This is a genomic window from Acinetobacter calcoaceticus (assembly GCF_051947995.1).
In the GTDB taxonomy this organism is placed as follows: domain Bacteria; phylum Pseudomonadota; class Gammaproteobacteria; order Pseudomonadales; family Moraxellaceae; genus Acinetobacter.
The window spans coordinates 101,972-122,651 of sequence record NZ_JBLVVH010000006.1 but is presented as its reverse complement, the minus strand read 5'-3'; the positions used below and the strand labels follow the sequence as shown (position 1 = coordinate 122,651).

At 35.1% G+C, this 20,680-nt stretch carries 16 protein-coding genes and 1 pseudogene; 6 read left to right on the top strand and 11 right to left on the bottom strand.

Annotated features, from left to right (window positions below):
* The first annotated feature begins 69 nt into the window (after positions 1-69).
* From ACNQO6_RS12820 to ACNQO6_RS12805, 4 genes are all read left to right on the top strand, one after another.
* Complete coding sequence (locus ACNQO6_RS12820) at positions 70-666, top strand: LysE/ArgO family amino acid transporter (protein WP_343581796.1); 597 nt, start codon at positions 70-72, stop codon at positions 664-666.
* 215 nt (positions 667-881) lie between these two features.
* A complete protein-coding gene (locus ACNQO6_RS12815; RefSeq protein WP_440209216.1) occupies positions 882-2,150 on the top strand; it encodes a tyrosine-type recombinase/integrase in 1,269 nt (422 codons plus the stop codon).
* A gap of 266 nt (positions 2,151-2,416) precedes the next feature.
* Positions 2,417-4,237, top strand: a complete 1,821-nt coding sequence (locus ACNQO6_RS12810) for an ATP-dependent nuclease (protein ID WP_440209215.1) — start codon at positions 2,417-2,419, stop codon at positions 4,235-4,237.
* Positions 4,221-6,296 carry a UvrD-helicase domain-containing protein gene (locus ACNQO6_RS12805; protein WP_440209214.1) on the top strand — a complete coding sequence of 692 codons (2,076 nt, stop codon included), beginning with the start codon at positions 4,221-4,223 and terminating at the stop codon, positions 6,294-6,296. Before ACNQO6_RS12810 ends, ACNQO6_RS12805 begins: the two co-directional genes overlap by 17 nt.
* 72 nt (positions 6,297-6,368) lie before the next feature.
* On the opposite strand, the pseudogene ACNQO6_RS12800 reads toward ACNQO6_RS12805, so the two are convergent.
* The 11 genes and pseudogenes from ACNQO6_RS12800 to ACNQO6_RS12750 all read right to left on the bottom strand — a co-directional run.
* Positions 6,369-6,896, bottom strand: a pseudogene (locus ACNQO6_RS12800) (MFS transporter); the annotation flags it as partial.
* Between the two features lie 342 nt (positions 6,897-7,238).
* A complete protein-coding gene (actP, locus tag ACNQO6_RS12795) occupies positions 7,239-8,873 on the bottom strand; it encodes a cation/acetate symporter ActP (RefSeq protein ID WP_440209213.1) in 1,635 nt (544 codons plus the stop codon).
* Entirely contained in the window at positions 8,866-9,177 is a 312-nt protein-coding gene (locus ACNQO6_RS12790; RefSeq protein WP_440209212.1) for a DUF485 domain-containing protein, read from the bottom strand. The genes actP and ACNQO6_RS12790 overlap by 8 nt, the downstream gene beginning before the upstream one ends.
* A 27-nt stretch (positions 9,178-9,204) precedes the next feature.
* Positions 9,205-10,836 (bottom strand): long-chain-fatty-acid--CoA ligase, encoded by a 1,632-nt coding sequence (locus ACNQO6_RS12785; RefSeq protein WP_440209211.1) that lies wholly within the window; start codon positions 10,834-10,836, stop codon positions 9,205-9,207.
* A gap of 144 nt (positions 10,837-10,980) precedes the next feature.
* Positions 10,981-12,864 (bottom strand): sigma 54-interacting transcriptional regulator, encoded by a 1,884-nt coding sequence (locus tag ACNQO6_RS12780; protein WP_440209210.1) that lies wholly within the window; start codon positions 12,862-12,864, stop codon positions 10,981-10,983.
* A gap of 23 nt (positions 12,865-12,887) precedes the next feature.
* A complete protein-coding gene (locus tag ACNQO6_RS12775) occupies positions 12,888-13,655 on the bottom strand; it encodes an SDR family NAD(P)-dependent oxidoreductase (protein ID WP_440209209.1) in 768 nt (255 codons plus the stop codon).
* 18 nt (positions 13,656-13,673) lie between these two features.
* The gene (locus tag ACNQO6_RS12770) at positions 13,674-14,834 is read right to left on the bottom strand and encodes an acyl-CoA dehydrogenase family protein (protein ID WP_440209208.1); all 1,161 of its coding nucleotides are present in this window, start codon (positions 14,832-14,834) and stop codon (positions 13,674-13,676) included.
* Complete coding sequence (locus ACNQO6_RS12765; protein ID WP_440209207.1) at positions 14,831-15,559, bottom strand: histidine phosphatase family protein; 729 nt, start codon at positions 15,557-15,559, stop codon at positions 14,831-14,833. Before ACNQO6_RS12765 ends, ACNQO6_RS12770 begins: the two co-directional genes overlap by 4 nt.
* Positions 15,552-15,896 (bottom strand): hypothetical protein, encoded by a 345-nt coding sequence (locus tag ACNQO6_RS12760; RefSeq protein WP_440209206.1) that lies wholly within the window; start codon positions 15,894-15,896, stop codon positions 15,552-15,554. Before ACNQO6_RS12760 ends, ACNQO6_RS12765 begins: the two co-directional genes overlap by 8 nt.
* Positions 15,893-16,882, bottom strand: a complete 990-nt coding sequence (locus ACNQO6_RS12755; RefSeq protein ID WP_440209205.1) for a phosphotransferase family protein — start codon at positions 16,880-16,882, stop codon at positions 15,893-15,895. Before ACNQO6_RS12755 ends, ACNQO6_RS12760 begins: the two co-directional genes overlap by 4 nt.
* A 259-nt stretch (positions 16,883-17,141) precedes the next feature.
* On the bottom strand, positions 17,142-18,944 hold the full coding sequence (locus ACNQO6_RS12750) for an acyl-CoA dehydrogenase C-terminal domain-containing protein (RefSeq protein ID WP_440209204.1): 1,803 nt from the start codon (positions 18,942-18,944) through the stop codon (positions 17,142-17,144).
* A 367-nt stretch (positions 18,945-19,311) separates the two neighbouring features.
* On the opposite strand from ACNQO6_RS12750, the gene ACNQO6_RS12745 reads away from it, so the two are divergent.
* On the top strand, positions 19,312-20,154 hold the full coding sequence (locus tag ACNQO6_RS12745) for a phytanoyl-CoA dioxygenase family protein (protein ID WP_440209203.1): 843 nt from the start codon (positions 19,312-19,314) through the stop codon (positions 20,152-20,154).
* Between the two features lie 28 nt (positions 20,155-20,182).
* On the top strand, positions 20,183-20,590 hold the full coding sequence (locus ACNQO6_RS12740; RefSeq protein ID WP_440209202.1) for a RidA family protein: 408 nt from the start codon (positions 20,183-20,185) through the stop codon (positions 20,588-20,590).
* Positions 20,591-20,680 lie beyond the last annotated feature (90 nt).

Sequence of the window (20,680 nt, the reverse complement as noted above, 5' to 3'; positions counted from 1 at the left end):
ATCAGCATCAAAAGCCCAGATCAGCAAAGAACACCCCCATTCCACCCTAATTCTTGAGGAGCTCAATCTATGACCGCATTTTTCTATGGGCTTGGTATCGGCTTTTCTCTCATTTTAGCCATTGGCGCACAAAATGCCTTTGTATTGAAACAAGGCTTAAAACAGCAGCATGTCTTTTGGGTCTGTTTAATCTGCGCTCTTTCCGACTCTATTCTGATCTATCTGGGGGTGACCGGTTTCTCGAAAATTGTGGTCGATTTTCCCCTGATTGTCACGCTTGCGAAATACTTTGGCGCAGCTTTTCTGTTTCTGTATGGCCTGCGAAATTTTTATTCCGCTATCCAGAATAATAGTGGGCTGAATCCAAGTGAAATTGAAAAGGATTCACTGCTTAAAATTATCGGCATGTGTCTGGCCTTTACCTGGCTCAATCCGCATGTTTATCTGGATACCGTAATTCTAGTCGGTTCTATTTCTGTACAATTTGCAAATCAGATCTATCTCTTTGCGGCAGGCACCATTCTGGCATCATGGATCTTCTTCTTTGCGCTGGGCTATGGAGCAAGAGCGTTATTACCTTTATTTAAAAAGGCCAGCTCATGGAGAGTATTAGATGTTCTGGTCGGCCTCATGATGTGGGCAATTGCCACCAAGTTATTGATCTAAATCATCAGGCAATAAAAAAGCCCTTGTGTTCACAAGGGCTTTTTCGTATTTGGCGGAAGCGGTGTCCGTATAACTAGTGTCTCATACCGTCCAGAAAAATATTATAAAAATATATTTTTCAAAAATTTAAAATATTATCAGTCTAACCTCGTCTTGTCTAATCCAACCATTTCTAGTATTTTAAGAGGGGTAGGTTGTGGGGTAAATCAAAGATCATGCCAAAAAAAGCTAAAGAGCTATCTGCTCTCAGTGTAGCAAAAATTAAAGAGCCTGGGCGACATTCTGTAGGGGGGGTTGATGGGCTTTGCTTAAATATCGAAGGCAATTCCCGTGTCTGGATTTTGCGTGCTGTAGTAGGTAAACGCCTAGATAAAGATGGCAAGTTAAAACCTCATCGCCGTGATATTGGTATAGGTCCCTACCCTGAAGTTTCATTAGCTGAAGCTCGTGCTAAGGCCACTGAGTTAAGACTTCAAATACGGAGTGGCATTGATCCAATTGCTCAGAAACAGGAACAACTTGAAAAGCTACATATCCAACGACTACGGAACAAAACATTTATAGAGTGTGCAAAAATCGTTATTGCCAATAAAACTCGTGAACTCAAAAATCAAAAGCATATTGGACAATGGTCATCAACACTAGAAACTTATATCTATCCAACGTTAGGTGATATTAGCATTAGCACGATTACCAAAGTCGATATTGCTGAAGTTCTTAAGCCTATCTGGATTGAAAAAAATGAAACAGCCAAACGAATTCGTGGTCGTATAGAAACCATTTTTGATTATGCTAAGGCTATGGGATATTTTGAGGGTGACAACCCTGCTGCCTGGAAAGGTAATCTTGAACCCATATTAGGTAACTTAAAACAGGAATCACGTCCCCATCCTTCTTTACCGTATGAGCAGGTTGCTGAATTTATACAACACTTAAGACAGAAAAAAGGAATTTCACCTAAAGCTCTAGAGTTTACAATTTTAACCGCATGTCGTTCTGGCGAGGTTTTTGGAGCCAAATGGCAGGAAATTGATTTTAAGAGTAAGGTTTGGATTATTCCTAAAGAACGAATGAAAGCGGAAAAGGAACATCGTGTTCCACTATCTCAACAAGCGATTAGTTTACTTGAATCTATTCAAGAACATACCCAGCTACAAGATTTCATATTTCCTGCCCCACGTACTGGTGAGATGCTATCGGATATGTCATTAACCACATTAATCAAACGTATGCATGAGCAGAAGCTAAAAGAAAATGACTTAGGCTATATTGACCCTAAACAGAATCGCGTGATTACAACACATGGTTTTCGCTCTACATTCCGTGACTGGTCAGCTGATAAAACTGATTACTCTCGTGAAGTGTGTGAACATGTACTTGCTCATAAGCTACCAGATGAGGTTGAAGCCGCTTATTTACGTGGGGCTTATCTTGAAAAACGTAAAGGTTTAATGGCTGATTGGGCTAAATTTTGTGAAGATTGAAAATGCTTGATAAAGTTAATGCGTCCTCCTTTAAAAGGCAGAAACACTAATAGGTTTATTTTTTTAATAAAAAAAATACACAAAATAATTTACAAACTCTAAAATCCCCGAAGTGGAAGTATCCTGCTAATTCAGGACACGTCAATACTAATAGAGTAAAAAATAAGTCTAACGGGACTAAAGTTTATAATGGATTGATTATTTATATCATAAACTTATGATATAAATAGTTTATAAAAATTTACTTACTTCAAATAGCATAACTTATGTACTTATCAAACATAAAACTTTGGAATTTTAGAAAATATGGTGAAGTCAGAAGTACTTTTGAACTAACTAAACCTAATTTAGACCTTAACTTTACAAAAGGTCTTAATGTGCTAATTGGTGAAAATGATTCGGGAAAAACAGCAATCATAGATGCCATTAAATTGGTTTTAAAAACTCATAGCTACGATTACATCAAGGTAGAAGATAAAGATTTTTTTGATGGCTCTACACGATTTAGAATTGAGCTTGAATTTTGTGGCTTAACTGATGATGAAGCTAAAAATTTTACAGAATGGTTAGGATGGAAAGGTACTGGAGCTGATACTCAAACATTTTTGAAGTTAAATTATGATGTTACGCGTAATAAAAACAAAATTAATCCATCAGATGTAAAGGCAGGTGCAGATTCAGAGGGGTATTTACTAACAGCCGAAGCTAAAGAATATATTAAAACAACATATTTAAGACCTTTAAGAGATGCCGAAAATGAGTTAGTCTCCAAACGAAACTCTCGGCTTTCCCAAATTTTATTGGGCGATCCTACGTTTAAAAACAAAGAGCAAAATCATGAACTTGTTCATATGTTTGAAGGCCTAAATGTAAATTTAAAAAAATATTTTAAAGGTGAAGAGATAAGTTTTATCGATAAAGATGGGAATACCACAACAGAAACTTATATAGACGGGAAAGCAATTAAAGATAAAATTGATGGCTACATTAAAGGTTTCTATAACGAAGGTGTTTTTACTGAATTTAATGTTTCCACAACAGAACTAAAAAGTATTTTAGAAAAATTTTCTCTTTTTTTAGAATCACAAAGGAATGTAGGTTTAGGCACTTTAAACCGACTTTTTATGGCAGCGGAGTTACTTCATCTAAATAAAGAAGATTGGCATGGTTTACGCTTAGGATTGATTGAAGAACTAGAAGCACACCTACATCCTCAAGCTCAAATGCAAGTCATTGAAGCTTTACAAAGACAAACAAATATTCAATTAATTCTTTCAACACATAGCCCCAATTTAGCGTCAAAAGTCAAACTGGAAAATTTAATTCTTTGCAATAAAGGTAATGCTTTTCCTTTAGGAAAATCTTATACAAAATTAGATGAAAAAAATTATATATATCTTGAAAAATTTCTTGATACAACAAAAGCAAACCTTTTCTTCGCTAAGGGAGTAATTCTTGTTGAAGGATGGGCTGAAGAAATATTGATTCCAAGCTTTGCTAAAGCTTTTGGAATCGATTTAACAGCAAAAGGAGTTTCAGTAGTTAATATTGGTGGGGTTGGTTTTCAACATTTTGCAAATATTTTCCTTAGACATAAACCACCATATATGACGATCCCTGTTGTAGTTATTACAGATACAGATATTCGTACCTATGAAAAAGTCATTGAAAAAATTGAACAAAAAGACGTTATAAGGTACGTAAAAAAAGACAATTCTCAAGAAACCTCAGAAAAAATAGCTGAAATTAAAGCTAAATCATCTAGTAATCTAAAATATTTTCCTGCACCTCAGTGGACACTTGAATATTGTTTATTTAAATCACCTAAATTAACTGAAATTTTTCAATCAAATGCAAAGTCTACGCATCCTCTAATTTTTTCTGACGATAATGATTTCGAATTAGAACTAGCAAAACAACTTTTTAATCAAGGGCTTAAAAAGACAGAAATTGCCTACAAAATTTCGCATGATCTAGATGAAATCGCTAAAGATCTCTCTCATCAATCATTGAATCTTCATGAAACAGATTCAACAGACAGCATTTATTATTTAATTGAGGCGATTCGATATGTCACAAGCAATTGAAATAACAAATGAAGATATACAATACGCTGAAAATATTTTATTACCTCAAGGTAATACCTTTGATGATGAACGACGTAACTTTATCCGTAATTTATCTACGATAGATTTACAAGCTGTGCCAGGCAGTGGAAAAACAACTGCTCTTTTGGCAAAACTATTAATTTTAGAAACTAAGCTTCCTTTGCATGGCGGCTCTGGAATTTTAGTCCTGTCGCATACCAATGCAGCAGTGGATGAAATTAAAGAAAGAATTCATCAACACTGCCCAAAACTTTTTAGCTATCCTAATTTTATTGGAACAATACAAAGTTTTGTTAATACATTTTTAGCAAAGCCATATTACAATGAACTTTATAAAAGGTCACATATAAGAATCGACAATGATATTTATAATGAATATATTAATAGCTGTTTAGATAATATTTGGACTTATAAGTTTAATCTTGATGATAATTTATTCAAAAAAATTATTCAACTTCAATATAATAAAATACAACTTTTCTATGATTTTAGAATTGAATATAAAGATAAAATTATTTTAACGAAGGAACTAAATTCAGATGTCCTCGAAATAATAAAGCCTAGAGGCCGAACAAAAAAAGAAAATTACAAAGATTTCAGTGCTGAAGAAAAAAATAGCCTTTATGATTGGTTTTTTTCTCTTAAAAAGAAAGCTCTTAAAGATGGCTATTTATGCCACGATGATGCTTATTTTTTATCCAACCTATCACTATCCCAAAGGCCTACTTTAATAAAAATTATACAAAAGAGATTTTTTTATACATTTATTGATGAAATGCAAGACATGGATATTCATCAATATGAATTAATCGAAAAAATATTCTATGATAATGGAAACAACCAATCAATTCTTCAAAGAGTCGGAGACAAAAACCAATCTATTTATAATTCAGAAAAAGCTGAATCAATCTGGCAAGATAGAGACAATGTTCTACACCTTTCAAATAGCCAACGTTTAAGTAGACCAATCGCAAATATTGTTAAAAATTTTGCTCTGTATCCTGAACATTGTACAGCTATTCAAGGCATGAGTGAATGCCAGCTTAAACCACATATCTTATTATTTTCAGATTCATCTATTAAGAACGTTATCCCACATTTTTCTCAACTTGTGCAACAATATAAAGCTTCTGGTGAACTAAACCTTCGCCAAGACAAACCTCTAGAAATAAAAGTCATAAGTTGGAATACCGATTGGAAAGATGATGAAGCTAGTCGCTCTAACACCACTAAGCTCAGATTAGAAGATTATCACCAAGCTTTTAAAAAAAATGAGCAAAAACCTAAAGAGGACTATAAATGCTTAAAAAGCTATATTTATTTTTATGATAAAAAACATACTAATCTCTCTATTATTAGGAAAAATATTTTTCATGCTCTACTTAAGATTTTAAGAATTGAAAATATTACGACAAATGAAAATCATCTTTATACCATTTCAAATTTGATTAATCACTTAAAGATAAACTCAGAGCTAAATTATGCGAATTTAAAATTAAAAGTATATCAATGTTGTTTAAAAATAATTAGAAATGAAAAGAATCAGGCTTTGTCTGACTTGCAAACTTATATCCCTGTATTCATTTCTTATTTTAAAGAAAATCATAGGCTTTCTCCACAGTGTAGTGATTTTATCAATAATGATAAAACTGGTCTTGACCAATCTAGTCAAAATCATTCCTCTGTTTCAAATATGATTGAAGAAAATAATCTCAAAATAGAAATAACTAGTGTCCATTCGGTAAAAGGTCAAACGCATGATGCCACACTATATTTAGAATCATTTTTTAATCAAGGGTATGGAAACTATGAGTCAGAACGTCTTAGAAATCAGTTTTTAGGTATACAAACAATTCCTCAAACTCTTGGAACACAGAAAACTAGCCATGACAAAATTATCCAATCAACAAAAATGGCGTATGTAGGATTTTCAAGAGCAACTCAACTACTTTGTATAGCAATACACAAAGATAGATTTGACCAATACCTAAACACAATAGATCGAGGTATATGGGAGATTAAAGATATATCTGGTTAAAAGAATTGATTGTTATAATTTTATCGAGCCTTATGAATACCAAGAATTTTGTTGGCTATTCACTATGAATAGCCAACCCTTACTTTCAACTAGATAACTGCCAAGTAATGCTGAAATAATTCCACCAATAGCATAACCACTAAACATACTCCCGACCAAAGTACTATCCTCTTAGGTGCATATTCTGAAGTTAGAGCCACTAAATTCGGCATCACTCCGCCAATACCAAGTCCTGCTAGAAAACGTAGAATGCCGAACTCAAGTGGGTTAGTTACAAATCCACCCCAAAACGTAAAGTCACTAAAAAAATTATACAAATTAAATTTGAGTTTTTACGACCAATTTTATCAGCTAAAGCACCAAGAAATATGACACCAAACATCATTCCAAATAAGGCAGTCCTAGCAAGTATGCCAGCCGGTACAACCGTGAGAGACCATTCTTCCATTAATATTGGCAAAGCGACCCCATGAATGACGAGGTCATAACATAACCGTCAAACATTACTATTAATAAGCACCATAGCAGTACACTCCAATGAAAAGAGGTAAATTTTGCTTGGTCAATAACTGTATTCACATTGAGACTAGGTGTTTTCATTTACTCATTCCCTCTACAAGATAAATTGATATTTAATTTTTTAAAAACATTTGGTTCCTTAATCAAATTCGACTGATCTTAAATACCGTTTTAAGATCATTCTTTGTATGCTTTTCCTTTGTAGTGCTAATTGTGTGCTACATATTTTTTATTCAGAAATATAATTAAAACTTTGATTTATCCAATCATATTTTTTTAAATACTATTTATTATCAAGTATTTTAAGTACAAGGAAACCTAATATATCAAAAAATACTTTTTTAGAAATTTAAAACTAAGTTAAATCTTCATGAAGGATGTCTAGATTACGAATACCATAATCATAATCTAGACTGCCATTTGTTAGATGCTGAGATTTCTATCTCCCAATTCAGATCGAACAACCTGTATTTCAAAACCCGCCCGATCAATTTCAGCTCGCTCACTATGATCCATCAAAGAAACAACGATACTTACCAAAAATGCGAGTGGCATAGAAAACAAAGCAGGGTTATCAAATGGGAATATTGCTTTTTCATGGCCTAGTACACCAACCCAAACTGTTGGTGATAAAACCACAAAGGTAATTGCCGAAATGATTCCGACAAACCCACCAAATATGGCACCGCGGGTGGTTAAATCTTTCCAATACATAGAAAGAATAAGTACAGGAAAGTTAGCGGAAGCAGCAATACCAAATGTAAGTCCCATTAAAAAAGCGATGTTCATTTTTTCAAATAAGATTCCACATGCTATGGCAATCACACCAAGAACCACCACAGAAAGTCGAGATACAACCATTTCCTGTTTTTCAGTTGCCTTGCCTTTCTTAATGACTTTTTGAAATAAATCATGGGAAATAGCAGAAGCTCCAGCAAGTGCCAAACCAGCTACTACAGCTAAAATCGTTGCAAATGCTACAGCGGATAAGAAACCTAGCAATAAATTTCCACCAAGGGCCTTTGCTAGATGCATCGCAACCATGTTACTGCCGCCAATTAAATCTCTGCCTAATTGCCCATCTACAAAATAATGAGGATTAGTGCCTACTATGGCGATGGAAGCTAAACCTAAAATACAAACCACAATAAAGAAGTAACCAATATAACCAGATGCATAAAAGACTGAACGGCGTGCTTCAGCAGCATTTGGAACCGTAAAAAAGCGCATCAGAATATGTGGTAAACCTGCTAAACCAAAGATCAATCCAATAGACATAGAGAGTGTATTAATCGGATTGGATAGCATTGGACCCGGTTCTAAGACCTTTTGTCCTAATTTATGTGCATTAACAGCAGCCTCAGCCATATTATTTAAACTAAAACCAAACGCTTTAAATGCCAGAAATACTAGAACTGTTCCACCAAATAGCAAAAGAATAGCTTTAACTATTTGTATCCATGTGGTTGCAAGCATTCCTCCAAAAATAACATACACCAGCATTAGACAACCGACCAACATGACGGCAATTTTATAATCTAGACCAAACAGTAATTTAATAAGCTGACCAGCCCCCACCATTTGCAAAATTAAATAGCAACATACAACAATAAGTGAACCACACGTTGCCAAAATACGGGTGCGCTGCGGATCTAATCGATACGAAACAATATCTGCAAAAGTATATTTGCCAAGGTTTCTTAGTCTTTCGGCCATTAAGAAAGTTAAAATCGGCCAGCAAACAAAAAAGCCCGTCACATAGATAAAACCATCATAACCTTTGAAGAAAACCATACTGGAAATACCAAGTAAGGTTGAAGCCGACATATAGTCTCCGGCAATCGCTAAACCATTTTGCTTTGCTGAAATGGCATTACCTGCTGTATAGAAATCTTCTTTCGATACTGTTTTCTTTGCAGCTTTAAAAGTAATAAATAATGAAAGGCCGACTACGCACGCAAACATGATAATTGCGGTCCAATTTCTTGGCTCAGTTTGGGCAGCCCAAACAGCAGGACTGATTAAAGTCAGAAGTGTAAAAGTAATATATTTATTCATAATGATATTCCTTTCTTAGTTTTTCTTTTTGTTTGTCAAAATATTGATTTGTAATAAATATATATAAACCCGTTATGACCCAGCTCGATACAATGACTATTCCAGCAATCGGTAAACCAATTGTGATTTTGCTTGCCTCTAGTGGCATTGCCAGCAATTCAGGGCGAAAAGTGGCGGTTCCTATAAAAATAAAGTAAATGCTGAGTACAATTAAACTTAGAAAAACGGCGAATCGATTTCTCTGCTTTACCATTTTTTTAAATTTCATATCTAAAACGATATTTGCTTCCTGAGGATAGTTCATATAAAAAGTCCTTTTTTATGTTGATTATTATTTACATTCAGCAAAAGCACTATTGGTAAAATAGTCGTGATAACGTTCTCTCAATATTTTTTTACTGATTTTTCCAGTGGGTGTATGCGGTATTTCTTTAACCAATATGGTTGCTGAAGGAATGGCCCATTTATGTAATTTGGATGATAGAAAAACTACAATTTCAGAATGTTCAATTTTTTCTTGTGGAGACTTTGGCACCAATATTAAAAGTGGGCGTTCTCCCCATTTCGGATGATTGGCGGCAATAACAGCGGCTTCTGCAACTTTTTCATATCCCATCGCTGCATTTTCAACTTCAACACTACTGACCCACTCTCCTCCTGACTTGATCATATCTTTGGCACGGTCTGTAATATGCATATATCCATATTCATCTATGCATGCGATATCTCCTGTATCAAACCATTTGTCCTCTTCTACTGCTTTGGTTTGATTGATATATTGCTTGGCAATTGTATGGCCACGTATTTCTAAAATGCCTTCATGCACACCATCGTGAGGAAGCAATTGATGATTTTCATCACGCAATCTCATTTGAATACCGAAGATAGGTTTACCGCATTTAATCGATTGAGTTTCGACATTATTTTTGATTTGATCTAAACGATTACAGACTGCCATTGAGCTGGTTTCAGTCATTCCCCAAGCATTTTCAACAGAAACTCCATAATGGCTCAAAGACTCAATCAGCGAATATGGCGCAGCTGAACCACCAGATATTGCTCGTTTTAAACTGACTGATGAAATATGGTGGTCTTCAAGATAATTTTTAAAAGCATTCCAGATGGTCGGAACCGCCATAGAAATATCGACGTGTTCTGATTGGATCAGATTAAAAATTTTCTCAGTTTGCCCCGCAAATGAATGAGGCCAAACGATTTTTGCTCCCGATAAAACCGCATTAAATGGCATTCCCCATGCACTAATATGATAAAGCGGAACCAAAGGCATGATACAGCTAGCATGCGTTAATCCAATCGCATTTGGCATAGCGAGTATTAATGCATGTAATACGGTACTACGATGTGAGTAAAGAACGCCTTTAGGGTCACCTGTTGTGCCTGATGTATAGCAAAGACCACTTGCACGTTCTTCCGGGATATCTGGCCAATCATAATAAGACTGCTCTAGAGCAATGAGTTCTTCATAAAAGACGAAATCAAATTGTGCTTTTAGGTTTTTATTCGGATCACCAAGCACAATAAAATGTTTAATGCCTGACTTTATATTGTTATAAATAGAATCAACTAATGCCAAACAATCTGGTTCTATAATGAGCACTTCATCTTGAGCAGAATTGATAATTTGAATGAGCTGTTCAGGCGCCAATTTAGAGTTAATTGTATGGTAAATTCTTCCCGTACATGGAATAGCATAATGCAATTCAAAATGCTGATATGAGTTCCAGGCCATTGTCCCGACTCTAGCATCAGAACTTATATTTAATCGGTCTAGCGCATTGGCAAACTGAGCTACACGTTCGAAAGCATCTTTATATGTATATCGGTGTTTCGTTATCCCATCTGCTTTCAAAGTCACAATTTCTTGATCTGCGTAAACTGTCAAAGCATGCTGCATTATTGAAGTAATGTTTAAATTACAATGCATCATTAATCCATTCGTCATTCTTATTTCCTCACACAATTTAGCAACTGATTCAGATGCTTATATGAGTCAATGCAACTATAATGCCAAATATTTTTATTATTATTTTCAATGAGTTACTTTAATTTATGGTTTTTCTTTTTTGAAAAAATTTCAGTTTTGAAATTAATTATTTATGAGTTTCATTCTACGCCATAAAGTCGTTCGACTAATTCCAAGTTTTTGTGCAGCAAGGTCTAAATCACCATCTACTTCTGCAAGTGTTTGCTCAATCAAACTCAACTCTTGATTAACCTTTACCTCTTTTAATAAAGGTTGCGCCGTGTGGTGATTTTGAGATTGAAATAGCTCGGGTAACTGTTGCTTTAAAAATTCTGGAGTTAAAATTTCATGATCAAGCTGTAACAGCACATTGATTCTTTCAACAATATTTTCAAGTTCGCGGATATTGCCCGGCCAAGAATAGTGTAAAAAAGCCTTCTGTAAAATATTCGGCAAATCATCCAGTGTTTTTCTATATTTCTCTAGAAAGGAATTTGCTAAATACAAGATATCTTCTTTTCGCTCTTTTAAAGACGGCGTATACACTCTTAAAATATTTAAACGATAGTAAAGATCTGCCCGAAAGCTCCCATTTCGTACTAACTCTTCTAAGTTCGCATGAGTTGCAGCAATCACACGTATATCTAAATGATGACTCACCACTGAACCTAAGCGGTTAATTTGTCTTTCTTGTAGAACTCGTAAAAATCTAGTTTGTAGATGTAATGGCATATCACCAATTTCATCTAAAAAAAGTGTACCTGTATGTGCCGCTTCAATGAGACCAATACGCCCATTTTTCTTCGCTCCAGTAAAGGCACCTTCTTCATAACCAAATAGTTCGCTTTCTAACAAGCTTTCTGGAAAAGAAGCACAGTTGATTGCAACAAATGGTGCTTTATAACGGATGCTATGATTATGAATACTTTGTGCTAAAACTTCTTTACCTGTACCACTTTCACCAGTAATGAGAATGGTACTATCCGTTTTTGCATATGCTTTGGATAACTTGATAATTTGTTGAAAATTTGGATTTTGCGTCAAAATCTGATCAAAGGTATATCTTGTATTAAAATTCTTTGATGAAACCTTTCTAAACTGACTATTAGACTGCTCTAATGCGTTTAATTCCTGCACTCTTAAGATATAGCCATCTATATAGTCATTTTTTAGTTTGGAAATATATACAGCAAGTTTTAAATTTTTAAATTGAACGAGTTGATGACTGTTTTCTTGGTCTATATCAAAGTTTAAACCTTCAAAAATTTCTAATGCTGATTTGTTTAAAACGTCTGAAGAGTCTTTTTCAAGTAACGAACTCATTGAGTTATTTATTAAAGAAATCTTTTTTTGCTTAGTGATAAAACAAATGCCTTCATTTAAGTGATTAAAAATCTCAGTCAAACGTAAGGTTGAATACTGTTCTCTACGAATCTTTTCAAGAGTACGTAAGGCATTTTGCAGCAGGTCTTTTAAAGATGGCACACTAATGGCCAAATGTCCGACTAGGTTTTCATTCAGAGCTAACTCTACTGCAACAGGCGAACCAATAATGGCATCAAAACCTTGATTTTTAATTAAGTGAATTGTTTTCTTGGCATCTAAATATGAGTCATAGTTAAACTGTTGTATATCTAAAGCAAAAATATCAGAGTAGTTCTCAAGGTCAACTGTGGACGTATTACCCACCAAAGCAATTCGCTTATATTGTTTTAAGTTTGATATGGCTTGAATGACATCAAAAGTACCAGTTCGAATGACCTGAATATCAATATTTAATTTCTTCTGTAGAAAACTCGCGGTCGCTCCCGTACATAGAAGAATCTGACAGCCATTTTCTACTAAGCTTTGAGCAACATCTTGCACATCTGAAATATGGCATTCCACCAAATCTATTTCGTTCGACTCTACTTCACTAATCGCCTGCTCAACCAAAGATCGAAAACCATTAATATTAGGTTTTTTAATATAAGTGACCAAAATATTAATTGGTTTTCGATTAAGCATTTTTTACTCCATTAAAAAGCGTTTTATATAGGCGCAGCGCTATGGCCGCCATCGACTTTAATTTCGATACCTGTTATGCCTTGACCTGCTTGAGAAGCAAGTAAAAGTAAAGGCCCATTTAAGTCATCAAATTCTACAAACTTCCTTGTTGGAATTTTCTTTAAAAGCTGTTGTCCAGTTTCGCCAGTTAAATATTCTTCATTAATCTCAGTAATCATATAGCCTGGTGCGATGGCATTTACATTTATACCAAATCTAGCCAGCTCTACTGCCATAACTTCTGTTAAATGACGTAAGCCAGCCTTCGATGCACAGTATGGGCTAACACCAAGGTTGGTAGACTGAGATAGAATTGATGTGATATTGATAATAGACCCTTTACGTTCAGCTTTAATCATATGCTGCACAACTTCTTGTGCACATTGCCAAGGGGCTTTAAGGTTAGTATCTACAATCTTATCCCAATCCTCATCGTTATAGTCTAAGAAACGCTTGGTATCACTCACCCCAGCATTATTAATTAGTACATCTACTGTGACTCCTTCTGTTTCTAAAGAACTAAGCATATCTTTCACAGCGGAACGATCATTTACATCTAACGCAAAGGTATGAACTTTCACTCCAAATTCATTTTTTATATGCGATTCTAATTCTTTCAATCGCTCTAATCGTCTGGCACAAATAACAATATTCGCGCCTTCTTTTGCAAATAATTCAGCTATGTGATGCCCCAAACCACTTGAAGCACCCGTAATTAAAATATATTTATCTTTTACATCAAAAATATTCATTCTCTTATCCCTATTTTATTATGCCTGCTTCCCTAATAGTTTTTTGGCTATGCTCATGCGGTGAACTTCATTCGCGCCATCATAAATTCTGAAACCACGTGCATCTTTAAAAATCTTGCAGACTACTGATTCATCTGTCATGGCCTGTCCACCTAAAATCTGAACTGATCGGTCTACCACACGCCAGATACCTTCAGAGCTGATCACCTTAACTAGGCTCGACTCATAATTTCCTTTCTCACCCAAGTCTAAAACCTGCGCACAATAGTGAACGGCTAATCGAGTCGTTAAAATATCCATTTCATTGTCGGCAAGCATAAAACCAACGCCTTGGTGGTCTCCTAATCTTTTACCAAAAGATTGGCGTTCACGCGCGTATTGGGTAGCAATATCATGTGCTCTCCTTGCTTGCCCTAACCATCTCATACAATGTGTTAAACGTGCTGGTGCAAGACGAACTTGAGCATATTTAAAGCCTTTACCAATTTCACCCAACACATTTTCTTTAGGTATACGTAAGTTTTCAAAGCGTAAAATGCCGTGTCCACCAGAAAAGCATGAGTCCATAGCATTCATATTTTTTTCTAATATAAAGCCTTCAACGTTTGTGTCTGTGAGGAACATTGAGGCAGAGCCATCTTGCATTTTTGCCATAATAATCACAACGCTCGCTCCATCGGCTCCTGTAATTAACCATTTACGGCCATTAATAATATAGTCATCGCCATCTTCAGTTGCTGTTGTTTGAAGCATGGATGGATCCGAGCCAGCACCCGGTGCCGGCTCCGTCATGGCAAAGCACGATCTAATTTCTCCAGCTACCAGTTTTCTTAACCATCTTTCTTTTTGTGCATCATTCGCCACAGCATCTAAAAGATGAATGTTTCCTTCATCTGGTGCATGAATATTTAAAGCGATTGGACCTAAAGCAGAATACCCTGCTTCTTCGAAAGCTACAGCCTTTTGCAGATGCGACCAGCCTAGACCTCCCATTTCTTGACTTGCATGGGGAGTTAATAGCCCCCAACGACGCGCGCGACTCACTAATTCTTGGCGTAAAGTTTCACTAGGCCCATGGCTATCTTGACGAGGATCACTTTCTAATGGAATCACCTCTTGTTGAATAAATTCTCTCACTTTCTGTTGTAGTTCTAATAATTCATTAGATAGTGTAATCATGAGCTGAGTTCCTTTAATTTAAAGCCTTGAGTCGCGATATAAGTTTCATACACATCATCCATAGCGCTATTAAATAGCTCATTTTTAATCAGATTGTACGGCGTGAAATTTTGAAGCTTGATTCGTTTGCTTATTACCTTTTGGTTTTCAATCGTTAGATCAAGAATATTTAAGCAGCCATAATCTTGTTCCTGCGAATAAACATCTTTGAAGTCATGTCCATATACCCAATTAATGAGTATTCGATTTACAATATCGTGTGAAGAAATCAGGATGTTCTGGTCTTTGTCCGCTGTTAAAATCATGTTTTCAAACCATGTCAGTACACGAGTCATAAAGAGAGCCCAACTTTCGCCTTGTACAAATAATTCAAGGTTATTTTTATGGAACTGATAGGCCTTTTTTATTTCCAGTTCAGCACGATCCAACGAAATTTCTCTTAAACGTCCCGCTCTTATTTCTCGAATATCATCGAATGACTGAATGTCTTTATGCTGGTTTTGATAGCGCTTCAAAATTTCGGCTGTCTGAATCGAACGTGGCATGGTCGATGAATAAATTTTTTCAAAATTCACATCTTGTAGTTGATGAGCCATTTGTTGTATTTGCTCGATTCCTCGTTCGGATAATTGCGCGAACTTAGGATTAATCGGGTTCTTATCTGCATCAAAATATGAAACGTGCCCATGCCGAACCAAATAAATTCGTAGCCGATATTTATCCATGTTGTGCTGCCTTTGGTTCAGTAATTTTTAAGTCTTCCGAATTAAGTGCTTTTAATATCTCAAATGTTTGATCCGAGTGTTTACCTTCACGGATATCGCTAATAAACAATTGAATTGCCTCATCAACATCTTTAATTGGAAAAGAAAAATAATCTTGCACAATGCCTGAACGATGCAATATAGAAATATCCTTTTGCAAAATATAAGCCTGCAAAATTTCCAAGCTTCTCATGAGCATTAGCAAGTTATATTTCTGACTGCTAGATAGGGGTAAAAGCTCATTCTTAATGACAGCTTGGCTGGCTTTAATCAGGTCAATTATCTTTTGCTCACTCATTCTTTTTCTCCCAATATTTCCAGAATATTGTTCTCAAGGCGGGGAACTAAAAACTCCGTTAGAGCTAATTCGAGTGATGGAGTTTCCATCTCGTTGTTTCGGTCAGACTGCTGCATCGCAATGATTGCCCATCGAACATGAGACAATACATGCCAAAACTTCATTTCAAATTCAGGGATATAGATATCGGAAATTTCAGCATAGGCCTTCGCAAAGTCCTTATATGAACCGATTCCCCCAGCTATGTTTTCATCTTGTCCAAAACGCCAACATTTAGAAGTAAACCATCCGAAGTCTTCTCTTCGATCTCCCCATTGAGTGAATTCCCAATCTAAGATTCCTGAAATTTGATCATCATTAATCATGATGTTACCGATGCGGTAATCACCATGGACTAATACCAAATCATCAACTTTTGGAAGATTGTTAAACATCCATTGAATAGCGTACTCAAGGATCGGACGTTGTCTTTTCAAGTGATCCAATTGTTCTAGAAAACCTGTAAGCTTATTTTCCAAATACTGATCTTTATCTGGCTTAGGAAGTAGTTTCTCTATTACTTCATCTGATTGAATGGCGTGAATTAAGGCAAGTTGCTTACCAATGTCTTGAGTAATCTTTTTACGTTTTTCTTCTTCTGTAATTCGGACTAATTTATGGCCTTCTGCTACACCATCAATTTTTTTCATAATGAAGAAATCACTATTTAAAAAGTTAGGTGACTTCTCAAAATAAAGTGGCTCTGGCACTTTAATGCCGAAGTGATATAACCGATCTAAAAGTAAAAATTCTTGCTCACGATCTGAACTGGCCTCTACACTAGACTCAGCATTTTTACGCAGTACTAATGTAAAATCTTCAGACTGAACCAGCCAATTTTCTTGGATAGCCCCGCCACTCATTTTTTTTAACTGAATTTCATGAGGGATTAGCCCTAGATTCTGCTGCAATATTCCATTCAATTGCATTATATGCTTCGCATTCATTATTCACTCCTTGTAGCTACTTATCTTTAGAGCAAATTACATGCCACTATTATTACATTAAAAATCAATTACTTAAAAATCAAACATTGTTTCAAATATGAAATTAATTTCATATTTGAAATATTTAATTATTTAAGTTTTAGTATGAATAGAAAAATTTTATGTATAAAAAAATTAGGGAAATCAGGTATTAGCTAAGGATAATTCTCACAATAAAATAGCTGTCGATAAAAAATTATCGACAGCTACCTTTAATTAATTAATCAAATTTAAATGATTGGGACTCTAATTTAAATAAGGATTCTGTATTTGACATGATTAATGTTGAGTGAGTTAAGGTCCGAGGTAGAACTCTATCAAAATAAAACTGTGCCGTAGAAATTTTGGCAGAATAGAAATCATCCATAACTCCTTGAGCAATTTTATTTTGAGCTATAATTGCCATTTTCGCCCACAAATAAGCAAAAACAACATAGCCAGAAAAGTATAGATAGTCGACGGCAATTGCACCAACCTCATCAAGTTTATTTGGAACTTTATTTTGAATATACTTAGATAAATCAAGCCACTCTTTAACTAAGAGATCTAACTTAGATAACATAGGTTCTGTAACATCTTTTCCAATATTTTCTTTTATAAAAGTTTGAATTTCATTAGTTAACGATACTAATAAGCTTCCCTTTGAGCCAATTACTTTTCGCATTAATAGATCAATTGCCTGAATTTCTGTAGTACCCTCATATAAGGTTGAAATACGAACATCTCGAGCAATTTGTTCCATACCATGTTCAGAAATATAACCATGTCCGCCATAAATCTGCATTCCATGTTTGGCTGACTCTACCCCCAACTCTGTCATAAATGCTTTTGCAATAGGAGTAAGCAAGGCTAATTTATCTTCTGCAGCTTTTTTCTCTAATTCATCTGTAGTTAACTCTGCAATATCCACATAAGTTGATAAATAATAAGCTAATGCTCGAGATCCTTCCGCAAAAACTTTTTGTGTTAATAACATGTTTCGTACAGCAGGATGTTCAATGATTGGATCGGCAGGTAGAGCTGGAAATTTAGGACCAGATAATGAACGCATTGCTAAACGATCTTTAGCATAAGCTAATGCACCTTGATAAGAAGCTTCAGAAGCAGCTAAACCTTGTACAGCAGTAAAAATTCGTGCTGAATTCATGAAGGTAAACATACAATTCAAACCACGATTTTCAGGGCCAATTAAAAAACCTTTTGCATTTTCAAAATTTAATACACATGTGGCATTTCCATGTATACCCATTTTATGTTCTAACGCACTACAAACTACTCCATTACGACTATCAATATTTCCGTCAGCATCTAAATTAAATTTTGGCACAATAAATAATGATATACCCTTGGTGCCACTTGGAGCATTCGGTAAACGGGCTAATACGATGTGAATAATATTTTCAGACAAATCATGATCACCAGCTGAAATAAATATTTTTTCTCCTGTAATTGCATAACTTCCATCATTGTTTGGAACAGCTTTGGTTCGAATTTGGCCTAAATCTGAACCAGCGTGTGATTCAGTAAGACACATAGTTCCTGTCCAGATTCCCGAAATCAAAGGAGTTAAAAATTTTCTTTTTTGTTCTTCTGTTCCATGATTTTCGATAGTAGCCATGGCACCATGGGATAAACCTGAATACATACCCCAAGCCCAATTAGTCGAGGTTAAAATTTCTGAAATTACTAACCATAATAAACCTGGTAATTGTTGTCCCCCATAAATTTCTTTGCCAGTCAGAGAAGGAAAACCTAATTCTACATACTTCTTATAAGCTTCTTTAAAGCCATCTGGCGTAGTAACAACGCCATTTTGAAGCTTACAGCCTTGTTGATCACCTATTTGATTTAAAGGATACAACTCCTTTTCACAAAATTCAGATGCTACTTCTAAATATTGCCCTACTATTTCCGAGGTCATTTTTTCTTTTGATTGAGGATACTGAGCATATAAGAATTCAAAATTTAGTAGATCACTTAGCACAAAATTAATGTCACGAAGTGGAGCTCTATACATTGCCATATTAATTCTTCCCTAATTTTTCAATTTGATATCTATTTTCCAAACCAAGTTCTGCACTGATTAAATCGTAAAAAATTATTCCGTAATACGAAACAGTAGATCTGGGGGAAGAAAATATAGACAAAAAAGAAAGAAGAAAAATAACTAGTGTGCATAGTTAACCATTTATTTTATTCATTTTATTCATTTTTAAAAATTGGTTAAGCTCAAAAGATAGCCATAACCGAGGTTAAATAAGAATCATAAAGACATGGAATCACTAGAGACCAATTAACCACAAACCATTGTAATATATGATTATTTAAAAATTAATCAAAGAATTTGGATATTAATTATTTTAGTTATTACAAATGTAAAGGAATATGATATGGAAATTAAGCCTACAAAAAAACAGATAGAAGCTTTCCGCAATGATGGAGCTTTCCTTTTTGAGAATTGCCTGACTGACAAGGAATTCTCAAACTGCTACGAAATATTTAAATGGAATATGGCTCATCCAGGACCAAGTAATTTTCGTGACTTAGATGGTACCAAACTTCAGACTCATATCGATAACGCAAACCCATTATCTAAAAATAAATTAGATGAATTAGTGAAAACGTTACCTTTTGGAAAGATTTTTCAAGAGCTCTGGGGATCTGAAAATGTTTGGTATTTTGCGGAAGAAATATTTGCAAAAGAAAATGGTAAAAGCGGAAGAGGCCCTTGGCATCAAGATACAGCAAACCTCCCTTGGGCTGGGAAACATTGGGGTAATGCTTGGATCACTTTTCAATCTCTACCTAAGAGAAATTGTTTAGAAGTCATTCGTGGATCCCACAATGGTATTCAATATGATGGTTCAAGTTTCAAAAATCCTGATGATCCCACAGATCCATTATGGGGAGATGGTACATATCCTCGTTTACCGCATATTGATGAAGAATTAGCAAAAGATCCAAATGCTTATGATGTTTTGTCATGGGCTATAAGACCCAAAGACGTTGTTATTCTTCATCCAAGAGCATTACATGGTGGAGCTCCAGTCGATGAAGAATGTCCAACTAGGCACACCTTAGTCTTACGTTTCTTTGGTGACGACGCAACATTCCGTTGTCTACCTACTTCAAATCCAAGTCATGCGCGTAATGGTTTTCTTTTTAGAGAAGAAATGGACAAACTTAATGAAGGTGATCTGTTTAGATCACCTATTTTTCAAAAAATTGCCTAAAGAAACAAAATGTTAAATGGAAGAAAAAATGAGAAAACAACTAATTAACCCTGGACCACGAAAAGAGCGACATTACGATACTTATCATTTCTCAGCTGCAGTACGTGTAGGCAATATGATTTGGGTTTCCGGATGTGTTGGCGAGAATCTTGAAACTGGTGTTCTAGAACCATCCATGGAGAAACAAGCCCAGCAGGCTTTTGAGAATATAAAAGAAGTGCTCAATGCTGCTGGTGCAAAAATGAGTGACATCGTGGAAATCATCACATTCCATACAGATCAAAAAGGAGAAATTGCTGAATTTATGTCCGTAAAAAATAAGTATTTGCCAGAGAATTATCCTGCTTGGACAAGTATAGGAGTCTCTCAACTTGCTCGACCGGAATTTAAAATTGAAATACGCGTAGTAGCGGTGATTGGCTGTGGAGAAGAATGATTTTAATATTTTCAGTTTTAATTAACTTTAAATATTGATTTTCATAAAAATATACCTAACCAAATATCCTTAATAAATTATGGATGTATT

Coding starts and splice junctions, on each gene's coding strand:
- ACNQO6_RS12820 (WP_343581796.1), top strand. CDS start 70: ATGACCGCATTTTTCTATGGGCTTGGTATCGGCTTTTCTCTCATTTTA.
- ACNQO6_RS12815 (WP_440209216.1), top strand. CDS start 882: ATGCCAAAAAAAGCTAAAGAGCTATCTGCTCTCAGTGTAGCAAAAATT.
- ACNQO6_RS12810 (WP_440209215.1), top strand. CDS start 2,417: ATGTACTTATCAAACATAAAACTTTGGAATTTTAGAAAATATGGTGAA.
- ACNQO6_RS12805 (WP_440209214.1), top strand. CDS start 4,221: ATGTCACAAGCAATTGAAATAACAAATGAAGATATACAATACGCTGAA.
- actP (WP_440209213.1), bottom strand. CDS start 8,873: ATGAATAAATATATTACTTTTACACTTCTGACTTTAATCAGTCCTGCT.
- ACNQO6_RS12790 (WP_440209212.1), bottom strand. CDS start 9,177: ATGAACTATCCTCAGGAAGCAAATATCGTTTTAGATATGAAATTTAAA.
- ACNQO6_RS12785 (WP_440209211.1), bottom strand. CDS start 10,836: ATGACGAATGGATTAATGATGCATTGTAATTTAAACATTACTTCAATA.
- ACNQO6_RS12780 (WP_440209210.1), bottom strand. CDS start 12,864: ATGCTTAATCGAAAACCAATTAATATTTTGGTCACTTATATTAAAAAA.
- ACNQO6_RS12775 (WP_440209209.1), bottom strand. CDS start 13,655: ATGAATATTTTTGATGTAAAAGATAAATATATTTTAATTACGGGTGCT.
- ACNQO6_RS12770 (WP_440209208.1), bottom strand. CDS start 14,834: ATGATTACACTATCTAATGAATTATTAGAACTACAACAGAAAGTGAGA.
- ACNQO6_RS12765 (WP_440209207.1), bottom strand. CDS start 15,559: ATGGATAAATATCGGCTACGAATTTATTTGGTTCGGCATGGGCACGTT.
- ACNQO6_RS12760 (WP_440209206.1), bottom strand. CDS start 15,896: ATGAGTGAGCAAAAGATAATTGACCTGATTAAAGCCAGCCAAGCTGTC.
- ACNQO6_RS12755 (WP_440209205.1), bottom strand. CDS start 16,882: ATGAATGCGAAGCATATAATGCAATTGAATGGAATATTGCAGCAGAAT.
- ACNQO6_RS12750 (WP_440209204.1), bottom strand. CDS start 18,944: ATGGCAATGTATAGAGCTCCACTTCGTGACATTAATTTTGTGCTAAGT.
- ACNQO6_RS12745 (WP_440209203.1), top strand. CDS start 19,312: ATGGAAATTAAGCCTACAAAAAAACAGATAGAAGCTTTCCGCAATGAT.
- ACNQO6_RS12740 (WP_440209202.1), top strand. CDS start 20,183: ATGAGAAAACAACTAATTAACCCTGGACCACGAAAAGAGCGACATTAC.